This is a genomic window from Streptomyces sp. NPDC037421, assembly GCF_055602105.1.
This window is the reverse complement of record NZ_JBVJWV010000050.1, coordinates 1-12,224: the sequence shown is the minus strand read 5'-3', so window position 1 is coordinate 12,224 and position 12,224 is coordinate 1. Positions and strand designations below refer to the sequence as shown.

At 71.6% G+C, this 12,224-nt stretch carries 13 protein-coding genes; 7 read left to right on the top strand and 6 right to left on the bottom strand.

Annotation, left to right across the window (positions count from 1 at the left end; genetic code table 11):
* Nucleotides 1-122 precede the first annotated feature (122 nt).
* A complete protein-coding gene (locus ACZ7IF_RS36715) occupies nt 123-1,712 on the bottom strand; it encodes an MDR family MFS transporter (RefSeq protein ID WP_470980989.1) in 1,590 nt (529 codons plus the stop codon).
* 120 nt (nt 1,713-1,832) lie between these two features.
* On the opposite strand from ACZ7IF_RS36715, the gene ACZ7IF_RS36710 reads away from it, so the two are divergent.
* Nucleotides 1,833-2,417, top strand: a complete 585-nt coding sequence (locus tag ACZ7IF_RS36710) for a TetR/AcrR family transcriptional regulator (protein ID WP_470980986.1) — start codon at nt 1,833-1,835, stop codon at nt 2,415-2,417.
* Between the two features lie 29 nt (nt 2,418-2,446).
* On the opposite strand, the gene ACZ7IF_RS36705 is transcribed toward ACZ7IF_RS36710, so the two are convergent.
* Both ACZ7IF_RS36705 and ACZ7IF_RS36700 read right to left on the bottom strand, forming a co-directional pair.
* On the bottom strand, nt 2,447-2,668 hold the full coding sequence (locus ACZ7IF_RS36705) for a hypothetical protein (RefSeq protein WP_470980984.1): 222 nt from the start codon (nt 2,666-2,668) through the stop codon (nt 2,447-2,449).
* Nucleotides 2,669-2,688: 20 nt separating this feature from the next.
* On the bottom strand, nt 2,689-3,006 hold the full coding sequence (locus ACZ7IF_RS36700; RefSeq protein WP_470980981.1) for an antibiotic biosynthesis monooxygenase family protein: 318 nt from the start codon (nt 3,004-3,006) through the stop codon (nt 2,689-2,691).
* A 195-nt stretch (nt 3,007-3,201) separates the two neighbouring features.
* On the opposite strand from ACZ7IF_RS36700, the gene ctaD reads away from it, so the two are divergent.
* Nucleotides 3,202-4,842 (top strand): aa3-type cytochrome oxidase subunit I, encoded by a 1,641-nt coding sequence (gene ctaD / locus ACZ7IF_RS36695; protein WP_470980978.1) that lies wholly within the window; start codon nt 3,202-3,204, stop codon nt 4,840-4,842.
* The gene (ctaF, locus tag ACZ7IF_RS36690) at nt 4,832-5,221 is read left to right on the top strand and encodes an aa3-type cytochrome oxidase subunit IV (protein ID WP_470980975.1); all 390 of its coding nucleotides are present in this window, start codon (nt 4,832-4,834) and stop codon (nt 5,219-5,221) included. Before ctaD ends, ctaF begins: the two co-directional genes overlap by 11 nt.
* A gap of 1 nt (nt 5,222) precedes the next feature.
* Here ctaF and qcrB read toward each other — a convergent pair whose 3' ends face one another.
* Both qcrB and ACZ7IF_RS36680 read right to left on the bottom strand, forming a co-directional pair.
* Nucleotides 5,223-6,854 (bottom strand): cytochrome bc1 complex cytochrome b subunit, encoded by a 1,632-nt coding sequence (gene qcrB / locus ACZ7IF_RS36685; RefSeq protein ID WP_470980972.1) that lies wholly within the window; start codon nt 6,852-6,854, stop codon nt 5,223-5,225.
* Nucleotides 6,855-6,929: 75 nt separating this feature from the next.
* Nucleotides 6,930-7,334 carry a nuclear transport factor 2 family protein gene (locus tag ACZ7IF_RS36680; RefSeq protein ID WP_470980970.1) on the bottom strand — a complete coding sequence of 135 codons (405 nt, stop codon included), beginning with the start codon at nt 7,332-7,334 and terminating at the stop codon, nt 6,930-6,932.
* Between the two features lie 97 nt (nt 7,335-7,431).
* On the opposite strand from ACZ7IF_RS36680, the gene ACZ7IF_RS36675 reads away from it, so the two are divergent.
* A complete protein-coding gene (locus ACZ7IF_RS36675; RefSeq protein WP_470980967.1) occupies nt 7,432-7,977 on the top strand; it encodes a TetR/AcrR family transcriptional regulator in 546 nt (181 codons plus the stop codon).
* Nucleotides 7,978-8,007: 30 nt separating this feature from the next.
* On the opposite strand, the gene ACZ7IF_RS36670 is transcribed toward ACZ7IF_RS36675, so the two are convergent.
* The gene (locus ACZ7IF_RS36670) at nt 8,008-8,595 is read right to left on the bottom strand and encodes a hypothetical protein (RefSeq protein ID WP_470980965.1); all 588 of its coding nucleotides are present in this window, start codon (nt 8,593-8,595) and stop codon (nt 8,008-8,010) included.
* Between the two features lie 155 nt (nt 8,596-8,750).
* On the opposite strand from ACZ7IF_RS36670, the gene ACZ7IF_RS36665 reads away from it, so the two are divergent.
* The 3 genes from ACZ7IF_RS36665 to ACZ7IF_RS36655 are packed head-to-tail and all read left to right on the top strand — an operon-like array spanning nt 8,751 to nt 12,119.
* On the top strand, nt 8,751-10,580 hold the full coding sequence (locus ACZ7IF_RS36665) for a polymorphic toxin-type HINT domain-containing protein (protein ID WP_470980962.1): 1,830 nt from the start codon (nt 8,751-8,753) through the stop codon (nt 10,578-10,580).
* On the top strand, nt 10,577-10,969 hold the full coding sequence (locus tag ACZ7IF_RS36660; RefSeq protein ID WP_470980959.1) for a DUF6188 family protein: 393 nt from the start codon (nt 10,577-10,579) through the stop codon (nt 10,967-10,969). The genes ACZ7IF_RS36665 and ACZ7IF_RS36660 overlap by 4 nt, the downstream gene beginning before the upstream one ends.
* Before the next feature lie 34 nt (nt 10,970-11,003).
* Nucleotides 11,004-12,119, top strand: coding sequence for a DNA polymerase III subunit beta family protein (locus ACZ7IF_RS36655; RefSeq protein ID WP_470980956.1), 1,116 nt, complete (start codon nt 11,004-11,006; stop codon nt 12,117-12,119).
* Nucleotides 12,120-12,224 lie beyond the last annotated feature (105 nt).

The following is a 12,224-nucleotide window of genomic DNA, read 5'->3' as shown; positions in this document are numbered from 1 at the left end:
ACACCCACCCCCCCCCCCCCCCACCCCCCCCCCCCCCCCCCCCCCCCCCCCCCCCCCCCCCCCCCCCCCCCCCCCCCCCCCCCCCCCCCCCCTCGCCGGCAGGCGGGGTGGTGACTGGCGGCTCAGTGCGCGAAGGAGTCCTGCGGGGCCTGCGCGGCCTTGGCGGGCTCACCGCCGGCCGGGGCCGGACCCGCGCCCCGCAGCGGGACCTCCTTGACGAACCAGGAGAGCGCGAAGCCCAGTACGGCGATCGCCGCGCCCAGCAGGAACGCCGAGTGGGTACCGGCGGCCACGGCGTGCTGGTAGGCGTCGCGCACGGCCTCGGGCAGCTTGGCCAGGCTCGCAGCGTCGAGCTGGGCGGAGCCGGCGGCCTGCGCGGCCTGCGGGCCGAGGCGCTCGGACATGGTGTCCGTGACCCGGGAGGTGAACAGGGAGCCCATCAGGGCCACGCCGAAGGAACCGCCGAGGGTGCGGAAGAGGGTGGCCGAGGAGGAGGCGACGCCCATGTCCTTCATCTCGACGCTGTTCTGCGCGACCAGCATGGTGATCTGCATCAGGAAGCCGAGACCGGCGCCGAGGACGGCCATGTAGAGGCCGGAGACCAGGCGGGTGGTGCCGGTGTCCATGGTGGCGAGCAGGAACAGGCCGACGACCATGAGGGCGCCGCCGACGATCGGGAAGACCTTGTACTTGCCGCTGCTGGTGGTGATCCGGCCCGCGACGAGCGAGACGGCCATCATCGAGAGCAGCATCGGCAGGAGCAGCAGGCCGGAGTTGGTGGCGGAGGCGCCCTGGACCGACTGCTGGAAGAGCGGGAGGTAGAGCACGCCGCCGAACATGGCGAAGCCGACGAGGAAGCCGATCACCGACATGAGGGTGAAGTTGCGGCTGCGGAAGATGTGCAGCGGCATGACCGGCTCGGCGGCCTTGGTCTCGGCGTAGAGGAACGCGGCGATGGACAGGACGCCGACGGCGATCAGGCCGACGATCTCGGCGGAGCCCCAGGCGTACTCGGTGCCGCCCCAGGTCGTCACGAGGACGGTGGAGGTGATGGCGATGGTCAGCAGGGCCGCGCCGATGTAGTCGATCTTCGGACGTTCCCCCTGTCCTGTCTTCTTGGGCAGGTGCAGCACCGCGGTCACCATGGCGAGGGCGACGGCGCCGAGCGGGAGGTTGATGTAGAAGGACCAGCGCCAGCCCATGTGGTCGGTGATGGTGCCGCCGACCAGCGGGCCGCCGATCATGGCGAGGGCCATCACGCCGGCCATCATGCCCTGGTACTTGCCGCGCTCGCGGGGCGGGATCAGGTCGCCGATGATCGCCATGACGCCGACCATCAGGCCGCCCGCGCCCAGGCCCTGGACGGCGCGGAAGCCGATGAGCTGGCCCATGTCCTGGGCCATGCCGCTGAGCGCGGAGCCGACGAGGAAGATGATGATCGAGGTGAGGAAGGATCCCTTCCGCCCGTACATGTCGCCGATCTTGCCCCAGATCGGCGTGGAGGCGGCGGTGGCCAGCGTGTAGGCGGTGACCACCCAGGAGAGGTGTTCGAGGCCGCCGAGCTCGCCGACGATGGTCGGCATCGCGGTGCCGATGATCATGTTGTCGAGCATGGCCAGCAGCATTGCGATCATGAGGGCCATGAGGACGACACGCACGCTGCGCGGCTTCACCTCCTCGGCGCCCGCTGCTTTCGTGATGTTCTCCGCCATGTCCACTCCCCGTTCACATACAACTGCGCCGGGCACTTACTTGCCGCCCGGCTAGTTCACTACAATGGGGAAGGTAGACCCGTCACTAGCCGGGCGTCAAGTAAGTACTCTGGGAGAGCCATGTCCAGCACCGGTCCGCAGCAGCCGCGCCGTGGCAACACGCGCCAGCGCATCCAGGACGTCGCACTGGAGCTCTTCGCCGAGCAGGGGTACGAGAAGACCTCGCTGCGGGAGATCGCGGAGCGGCTGGAGGTCACGAAGGCGGCGCTGTACTACCACTTCAAGACCAAGGAAGACATCATCATCAGCGTCTTCGACGACCTGACCCAGCCGATCGACGAGCTGATCGAGTGGGCGCAGGAGCAGCCGAAGACGCTGGAGTCGAAGCGGGAGATCCTGCGCCGCTACAGCGAGGCCATGGCGGCGGGCGCGCCGCTGTACCGCTTCATGCAGGAGAACCAGGCCACGATGCGGGAGCTGAGCATCGGGGAGACGGTCAAGCGCCGGCTGTTCACCCTGGTGGAACTGCTGCGCAACGACGAGGGCCCGCTGACGGACCAGGTGCGCTGCGTGAGCGCCCTGTTCACGCTGCACGCGGGGATGATGTTCCTCCAGCACGTGGAGGGGGACCCGGAGGAGACCCGGCTGGCGGCCCTGGACGTCGCCACGGACCTGATCACCCGCGCCCACCACGGCGACGCGTAGCCGCCGCCGCGGCGGGCGGGGCGGGAGGCTCAGGCCCCGTCGGGCGGGGTCGCGGAGCGCTTCGCGGCGAGTGAGCGGCGCAGCGCGGGAACGGTGATGCCGAGGGAGGTGCCGAGGGCCAGGCCGAGGCCTATGTTGTCGAACACCAGGAGCCCGAGCAGGATGCCCACGGACATGCCGGCCGAGAGGCCGAGGGCGGCGTCCTTGCCGTAAGCGGCCTCGCCCGCAGTGGTCTTGTCTTCATGTGCCATGCACGCATTGTGTCAGCCGATCACTTGTCCACGGCCATGGCCAGTTCGAAGATGCCGCTGCTCATGTCCTCGCACAGGGCCCGGCAGGCGCCGAAGAGCTCGGTGAACTCGGGCATGGCCTGCCAGTCCCTCATCGCCTGCGTGCCGGTCCAGCGGGACACGGACACGAAGTGGCCCGGTTCGTTGAGGTCGCGGATCAGCCGGGCGTGCAGGAAGCCGTCGACGGAGCCCTGGGTCCAGGTCAGGAACTCCGTCCAGCGCAGGATGAACTCGTCCTCCTCGCCCGCGCGTACCTGCCAGTTTCCTGAGGCCCAGTACCTGCTCGTCGTGTCGGACATCGCACACCACCTCGGGAGTCGGCCCCTCCCCCAGGTTAGGCCGCGAAGCGCGCACCGGCCCGTCCGGGCGGGCGGACGGCATCCTCCGGTCGGCGGGACCGGCTCCCCGCGCTCGGCGCGGCGTACCCGTGACCGGGCGGGGAGGCGGTAGGGCATGGGAGTGCACGCTCGGCGGCGAGGCTCACTGGAGGCCCGATGACAGCGGTGGACCACGCGGCCCGGACCGAGCGGCGGGTACGGCAGGGCTCCGCGGTGCTGCGCCTGCTGACGACCACCGACCACAAGACCATCGGCAACCTCTACCTGGTGACGGCCTTCGGCTTCTTCCTCTTCGCCGGCGTCCTCGCCCTGGTCATGCGGGCCGAACTCGCCCGCCCCGGGCTCCAGATCCTCTCCCACCAGCAGTACAACGAGGCGTTCACCATCCACGCCACGATCATGATGCTGCTCTTCGCGACCCCGACCTTCACCGGTTTCGCCAACGCGGTGATGCCGCTCCAGATCGGCGCGCCCGACGTGGCCTTCCCCCGGCTGAACGCCTTCACCTACTGGGTCTACCTCTTCGGCGGGCTGATGGTGGTCTCCGGGTTCCTGACCGCCGACGGGGCGGCCGCCTTCGGATGGTTCGCGTACGCCCCGCTCAACGGGGCGGTGTTCTCCCCGGGCACGGGCCCCGACCTGTGGGTGATGGGGCTGGCGGTGGCGGGGCTCAGCACGATCCTGGGCGCGGTCAACTTCATCACCACGATCATCTGCCTGCGCGCCCCCGGCATGACGCTCTTCCGGATGCCGGTCTTCACCTGGAACGTGCTGTTCACCTCGATCCTGGCGCTGCTGGCCTTCCCCGTGTTCACCGCCGCCCTGCTGGCCCTGGAGGCGGACCGGAAGTTCGGCGCCCACGTCTTCGACCCGGCGAACGGCGGCGCGCTGCTTTGGCAGCACCTGTTCTGGTTCTTCGGGCATCCGGAGGTCTACATCGTGGCCCTGCCGTTCTTCGGCGTGGTCAGCGAGATCCTGCCGGTCTTCAGCCGCAAGCCCATGTTCGGGTACGTGTCCCTGATCGGGGCCACGATCGCCATCACCGGTCTGTCCGCGACGGTGTGGGCCCACCACATGTTCGCCACGGGCGCCGTGCTGCTCCCCTTCTTCGCCCTGCTGTCGTTCCTGATCGCCGTGCCGACGGGGGTGAAGTTCTTCAACTGGATCGGCACGATGTGGAAGGGGTCGCTCTCCTTCGAGACCCCGATGCTGTGGTCCATCGGGTTCCTCGTCACCTTCCTGCTGGGCGGGCTGACCGGGGTGCTGGTCGCCTCGCCGCCGCTGGACTTCCACCTGACCGACAGCTACTTCGTCGTGGCCCACCTCCACTACGTCCTCTTCGGCACGATCGTCTTCGCCACCTTCGGCGGCCTCTACTTCTGGTGGCCCAAGCTGACCGGGCGGATGCTGGACGAGCGGCTCGGCAGGATCCACTTCTGGACCCTGTTCACCGGCTTCCAGACCACCTTCCTGGTGCAGCACTGGCTGGGCGAGGCGGGCATGCCACGCCGGTACGCCGACTACCTCGCGGCCGACGGGTTCACCCTGCTCAACACCGTCTCCACGATCGGCGCCTTCCTGCTCGGCCTGTCCACGCTGCCCTTCCTCTACAACGTGTGGCGCACGCAGCGGTACGGCGAGCCGGTCGCCGTCGACGACCCGTGGGGCTGGGGCCGCTCCCTGGAGTGGGCGACCTCCTGCCCGCCGCCCCGGCACAACTTCCACGCCCTGCCCCGGATCCGTTCGGAATCCCCGGCCTTCGACCTTCACCACCCGGAGGTGCCCGTTGAGAGGTGAGGCCTGGCTCTTCACCGGTACGGCCCTGTTCTTCGGGGCCGCCACCGCCGTCTACGGGTGGCTGTCCGGCGAGCCGGCCGGCACCGCCGCGCTGTGCGTGTCCTTCGTGATGTCGGCCCTGGTCGCGGCGTTCCTGTGGCGGCAGTACCGGCGGGGCGGGGAGCGCCCGGAGGACCGTACGGACGCCGAGGTGCGGGAGGCCGGCGGGCGGCGGGTCTTCTTCCCGGCCCGCAGCTTCTACCCCGTGCTGACGGCGGCCGGGAGCGCGCTGGTCGGACTGGGCGTGGTGCAGGGGCTGTGGCTGTGCCTGATCGGCTTCGGGGTGCTGCTGCCCGGGGTCCTCGGCTTCGCCTTCCAGAACCTGGACCACCCGGAGTAGCTCAGGCGCCGTCCTCGGGGGGCCGCGGCCGGTCCGGTCCGGCGAGGGCGGCGGCGGCCTTGCGGCGCTGCTCCGGGGTGAGCGGGTACGGCACGCCGTCGCGGTGGAACCAGGCGCTGACGGCCGCCCGGACGCGGTTCAGGACCCGGCGCGGGAGGGAGCGGGTGGGGTCGCCGTCGTACTCCAGCGGCGCGGGCAGGTCCCGGGCGAGCATGACGTAGCGCTCGCCGCGCGGGAGCGCCTCGTACCGCGGGTGGAAGGCGCCCTCCGGGCCCTGCACCGCGAGGCCGGTCTCCGCGCCGTCCGTGAGCAGCTCCCGCTCGTGCGACTGGAGGGCCAGGCAGAGCCGCCTGGTGAGCCAGAAGACCCCCGCCGGCACGGCGAAGAGGGCGACGCGCAGCGTCCAGGTCAGCGGGGGCAGCGGCAGGGCGAAGACGAACGCGAGGATGTCCTGCGCCCCGGCGAGCAGCAGTACCGCGTACCAGGAGACGGCCGCGGCTCCGAGGGCCGTGCGGACGGGCCGGTCGCGGGGGCGGTCGCACAGGTGCCGCTCGCCGGTGTCGCCGGTGATCCAGCGTTCGAAGAAGGGGTAGGCGTAGAGCACGGCGAACAGCAGGCCGGGCATGAGGACGGCCGTCACCAGGGGGTTCCAGGAGATGGTGTGCCCCCACGCCCGGGTCTCGACCCCGGGCATCAGCCGCAGTGCGCCCTCCAGGAAGCCGATGTACCAGTCGGGCTGGGAGCCGTCGGAGACCAGGTCGGTGCGGTAGGGGCCGTACACCCAGACCGGGTTGACCTGCGCGACGGCGGCGAGGGCGGCGAGGATCCCGAAGACGGCGAGGAAGAGGCCGCCGGACTTGGCCAGGTACTGGGGGAAGAAGGGCAGTCCGACGGCGTTGCGGGCGGTGCGGCCGGGGCCCGCCCAGTGGGTGTGCTTGAGGCGGAGGACGAGCAGCAGGTGCACGGTGACCAGCCCCAGCAGCAGCCCGGGGACCAGCAGGATGTGCACGGGGTAGAGGCGGGGGACGATGTCGTCTCCGGGGAACTCGCCGCCGAAGGCGAAGGAGCTCAGGTAGGTGCCGGCCACCGGGACGGACAGCATGACGCCCTGGGCGATCCGCAGTCCGGTGCCGGACAGCAGGTCGTCGGGGAGCGAGTAGCCGGCGAAGCCCTCCAGCGTGGCCAGCATGAACAGGGTCACGCCGATCACCCAGTTCAGCTCGCGGGGCCGGCGGAAGGCGCCGGTGAAGAACACGCGGAGCATGTGCGCGCCGATGGCGGCGAGGAAGACGATCGCCGCCCAGTGGTGGATCTGGCGGATCAGCAGCCCGCCGCGGACGTCGAAGCTGATGCGCAGGGTGGAGAGGTAGGCCTGCGACATCAGGACGCCGCGCAGCGGCTCGTACGAGCCCTGGTAGGGGGTCTCGCGCATCGACGGGTCGAAGAAGAACGCCAGGTACACGCCGGTCAGCAGCAGGACGACGAAGCTGTAGAGGGCCAGCTCCCCCAGCAGGAAGGACCAGTGGTCGGGGAACACCTTCCGCAGCACCCCGCGCACCGGCCCGGCCAGCGGCACCCGCGCGTCGAGGGCCTCGGCCGCCCGCACCGCGCGCTTCGACGGCTTCACCGACACCGGCGTGCACCTCCTGTCCGCGCCCTCGCCACGGTATCGAAACCGGACATGAGGGCACGGAACAGACACGGCTACTCAGGCGCGTAGCCGCCGTTCGGACTCCTCGACGGGGACGTCGTTGATGCTGGCCTCGCGGCGGCGCATCAGGCCGTCGTCGTCGAACTCCCACTGCTCGTTGCCGTGGCTGCGCCACCACTGGCCGTCCGCGTCGTGCCACTCGTACTCGAAGCGGACGGAGATGCGGTTGCCGGTGTACGCCCACAGCTCCTTGCGCAGCCGGTAGTCCAGCTCGCGCTCCCACTTCTCGGCGAGGAAGGCGCGGATCTCGGCGCGGCCGGTGAGGAAGCGGTCGCGGTTGCGCCAGACGGAGTCCTCGGAGTAGGCGAGCGCGACGCGTCCGGGGTCGCGGGTGTTCCAGGCGTCCTCGGCGGCCTGCACCTTGGCGCGGGCGGTCTCCTCGGTGAACGGGGGCTTGAGCATGGGGAGTTCCTCTCGGATCGCAGCTCGGAGAACGTTCGTTCTCAAAGTAGAGAACGAACGTTCTCGCCGCAAGCGGTTCTGGACTACCCTTCACCCCATGGACGACGAAGAGGCCCGCACCCGGCTGCTCGACGCGGCGGAGGCGCTGTTCTACGCCGAGGGCATCCAGGCCGTCGGCATGGACCGCATCCGCACGGAGTCGGGCGTACCGCTGAAGCGGCTCTACCGGGTCTTCCCGGCGAAGGAAGCCCTGGTCGCCGCCTACCTGGAGCGGCGCGACGCCCGCTGGATCGGCGGCCTGCGGGAGGCGGTGGCGGGGGCCGGGGAGCCGGTGCCGGCGGTGTTCGACTGGCTGGCGCGGTGGTTCTCGGAGCCGGACTTCCGCGGCTGCGCCTTCCTCAACGCGTACGGGGAACTCGGCACGGGCCCCGCGGCCGTGCTGGACGTCGTACGCCGCCACAAGTCGCAGCTGCGCTCCCTGCTGGGCACCCTGACCGACTCCCCCGCCCTCGCGGACCAGCTCCTGATCCTGGCCGAGGGCGCCACGGTGGTCGCCGCCCTGACGCCGGGCCCGGAACCGGCCGTCCGGGCCCGGGAGGCGGCGCTGCGGCTGCTGGAGGCGGGCGCGCACCCGGACGGGTGAGTCGTCTCGCAGCACGCCCGGTCCGGCCCGTCAGCGGCAGTCGACCCCGTGCAGGCCCGGCATCACGGGGTCGCCCTCGCGGCCGCGCAGCTCCAGGACCCCCGCCCGCTCGCCCCAGCTCAGCTCGTACTGGCCGGCGGCGATGGGACGGGCGTTGTCGTCGGCGATCCAGGAGCTGCCGGGGAAGGCGAACCCGAAGCCCTTCACCGCGTACACGCTTCCGTCGCCGATCACGAGGAACGAGTTCTCCCGCACCACGGCCCGGCAGCCGTCCGGCCCCGCCGGTTCCAGCACCCGGTACTCGGCCCCCAGGTCCCCCGCCCCGCCGAGCCCGACGCCGGCCACGGCCACCAGCGCGGGCAGGGCGAACGCCGCCCACCACCACCCCGTGACGACGGGCGCCGGGCGCCGCCGGAAGCGGCGGCGGATCCGCAGCGCCACGGCGGCGAGCAGCACGGTCCCCGCGACCGCCCAGTGCGGCAGCACCCGCCCGGGCACGACCAGGATCAGCTCGGTCCAGCTCACGACGGCGGCGACCACCGCGCACAGGACGGCGAGGAGGAACGGCCGGTCCACGGCCACCGCCCGCCGCCGCTCCGATTCCGCTTCCGTCCCCATCCCCCCACCCTACGGGGCCGGTTGAGGGCAAATGATCATGACCTTCGGTAACGCCGTACGGTCGGCCCCGACCACACGCGTGACGCGTGAGCAACAACGGCGGCCGTGCCGCCACGGGGAAGCGCGGCCCTCGCGGGCCGCGTCGTAAGGAACGCATGTTTCAGCACGTCAAACAGAAGATCGTCGCCGTCCTCACCGTCCTGTGCCTGACCGCGGGTGCGGGCGTCGGCTCGGCCGCGGCGGCCGAGCAGCCCGAGCGTGAGCCCACGTTCCTGGAGATGGCCGCCAAGGTCTCGAAGTACGCGAACTGCAGGTCGCTGCCGCTGCGCGAACGCCCGCAGTGCGCCAAGGACTTCGCCCTCAAGTCCCTCAAGCTCAGCCTCGCCGTGGGCACGTACCTCTACATCTCCCAGCCGGCGATGAAGGACAAGGGCGCGGCCTTCGCCGAGGTCAACAAGGAGATGGGGACTCTCGCCGGCCAGCTCCGGCCGCTCCTGACCCAGGCGAACCAGGAGGCGGACCCCCAGCGGAGGAAGGAGATATTCAAGCAGCTCGCCAAGACGTACAAGGCGGCCCGGCCGCACCTGGACAAGTTCCGCACCCAGCTGTTCCAGGCCTCGGAGCTGCTGGACGCGGTCGGCGAGCCGTCCGCCGAGCTCACCACCCTCCTCTCCGTCTACCTGGGGGACTACTTCCCCGAGCGGAAGCCGGTCGAGCCCGCACCCGACGGACCGAGCATCTTCGACGCGCTCGACGAGCTGAAGGGAATCGGCAAGGACATCGACCAGATCATCGCCGGCCTCGACCAGATGAACGAGGCCCTCGATGAGATGAACGCCACGATGGTCCAGGTCAACGAGAGCATCGACGGGATCAACAAGGGCCTGGAGCAGGCCAACCGGGGCATGGACAAGCTCAACGAGGGCGTCCGTGAGATGAACGAGGGCCTGGGTCAGATGAACACCGCCGTGCGCGGGTTCAACAAGGCCGCGGACAAGATCGTCTCGGTGCCGGACATCAAGTTCGACTTCTCGCACGTCAACGAGAAGGTCGGCGCGAACCAGACGCCGGCCGAGGTGCTCGCCGCCCAGGACCGCAAGATGGGCTCGCTGCTCAACCTGCTCCCCGGCATCGGCGACGGCAAGGGCGTGGTGGAGGCCCTGCGCGGCAAGGACCTGGCCACCGGCGAGGAGCTGAGCGTCACCGACCGCGCCCTCGGCGCGCTCGTCGTGCTGCGCTGGGTCCGGACGGGCGGGACGCTCACCGCCGACGCCATCCGCGCCGCCCGCAAGGGCGACAGGATCGCCGGGTGCTTCAACAGCTTCCCGGCCGGTACGCCGGTACTGATGGCCGACGGGGCGACCCGTCCCATCGAGCGGATCGAGCCCGGCGACACGGTCCTGGCCGCCGACCCCGAGTCGGGCGTCACCGGCCCGCGCCCGGTCGAGGCGACGATCTACACGCCCGACGACCTCGACTTCACCGGCATCACCCTCAGTGCCGACGCCGGCCGGGGCACCCTCACCGCCACCGACCACCACCCGTTCTGGTCGGAGAACCGCAAGCAGTGGACGGACGCGGCCGACCTCAACTCCGGCGACACCCTCCGCACGCCGGACGGCGCCACCGTCGCGATCGACAAGGTCGCCCACTGGAAGGAACTCCGGGGCGCCTACAACCTGACGGTCAACGGCCTCCACACCTACTACGTGCTCGCGGGCGCCACTCCGGTCCTGGTGCACAATTCCAACGGGCTGTGCAGCAGGCCCGCCGCGATCGCGAAGGCGACCGGCTACTCCGTCAAGCAGATCAAGGACGCGATCCACAAGGTGAAGGCCCAGGGAGGATGGCGCGGGATCGGCGGCAACAAGAACCCGGACATGCTCATCGACCCCAAGACGGGCGAGGTCCATCCGCAGATGCCCGACGGCAGTCCGGGCGACAGCATCGGGAACATCTTCGACCACCTGCCGGACCTGCCGTGATCGAGGAGCTCGCCGACCGCTGGCTCATCGGGCTGAGGGGCACCCGTGTGGTGGCCGTCGCCCTGCCGCGGGACGGACAGGACGGGCCGGACCTCACCGTGACGCTCGCCGACGGCGTGGTGCTCACGGTCTGCGGGCCGGTGCTCCTGACCGACGGCCCGGCGTCCGCCCCCGGGGCGGCCGCGCTGTCCGTCGAGGAGTCGGACCGGCTCGTCGGTGCCACGGTCCGGTCGGCGGTCGCGTTCAAGAACGGGGCCCTGCGGATGGTGTTCAGCACGGGCCACCACCTCAACGTCCGGGGAGCGGAACCCGCGACGGGGGTCCGCCTGTGGAAGCCGGGGGTGTTCTGCTGGTCGTGGGACCGGGGGACGGGCACCATGCGGGCTTGACCCTCGACTTGGTGGAGGGATCAGAGTGCTGGGCGTGGGGAACGAGATGCGCAGTATCGGCGAGGTGGCCCGGGACAGCGGACTGGGCGTGAGCGCGCTGCGGTTCTACGACGGCGCCGGGGTACTGGTCCCGGACTGGGTGGACCCGGTGAGCGGGTACCGCTGGTACGGGCCCGGACAGCTGGACGAGGCCCGCCTCCTGGCGCACCTGCGCCGGGCCGGCATGCCGCTGGCGGACATCCGGCTGGTGACGGCCGGATGGTCCGGGTCCGACAGCGCCCTCGTGCGGAAGCTGCTCTCGGAGCATCTGCTCCGGCTGGAGCGGGGCCTCTCGGACGCGCGCCGCGCGTTCTCCACGGTCCGTGCCCTTCTCGATGCCAGGGAGATCCCGATGAGTTCGACCTTCGCCCACGCCCACACCGCCGCCGTCCGCCTGACGGTGTCCGGGCCCGGGCTGGCCGCCGCGCTGGACGCGGTCCGGTTCGCCGCGAGCACCGACCCGGAGCTGCCGATGCTCGGCGGCGTCCTGTTCGACATCGAGGGCCGGACGCTGCGGGTCGTCGCCACCGACCGGTACCGGCTGGCCGTCTCGGCGGCCGCCGTCACCGGTTCCGAGGAGCACGACGGCACCCGCGTACAGGCCGTCGTCCCGTCCCCGCTGGTCGACGCGATGCGGGCACTGCTCGGTGACGACGGTCCCGCGGAGCTGGTGGTCGAGGGGGACAGGGTGGTCCTGGAGGCGGGGGAGCGGCAGGCGGGCGGGCGGTGCGCCGGGACCGGCTTCCCCGACTACCGCCGGCTCGTACGGCTGCCGGCCGGACGCCGGGCCGTGGTGGACGTGGCCGCGTTCCGGGAGGCGCTGCGGAGCGGGCCCGTCCGGAGCCAGGTGCGGGAGCAGGACGGCGCGGCGTACGACGTGAGCGTGCTGGAGGTGACGGCCGGGGGCGCGGCGACGGTCCGCGACCGGCTCTCGCCCGCGGACGGGGACCGGATCGCGGTCAACCGCGCCTTCCTGCTGGACGCCCTGGCCGCCGGGGACCGGGACCGCCTCGTCCTGGAGGCCGGCACCGGCACCACGCCCCTGACCGTCCGCCGCGGCGACGACGAGGAGACGTACTCGCTGCTCATGCCGGTGCGCGTGGAGGACTGAGCCCGGCTGTCCCGGGGGGGGGGGGGGGGGGGGGGGGGGGGGGGGGGGGGGGGGGGGGGGGGGGGGGGGGGGGGGGGGGGGGGGGGGGGGGGGGGGGGGGGGGGG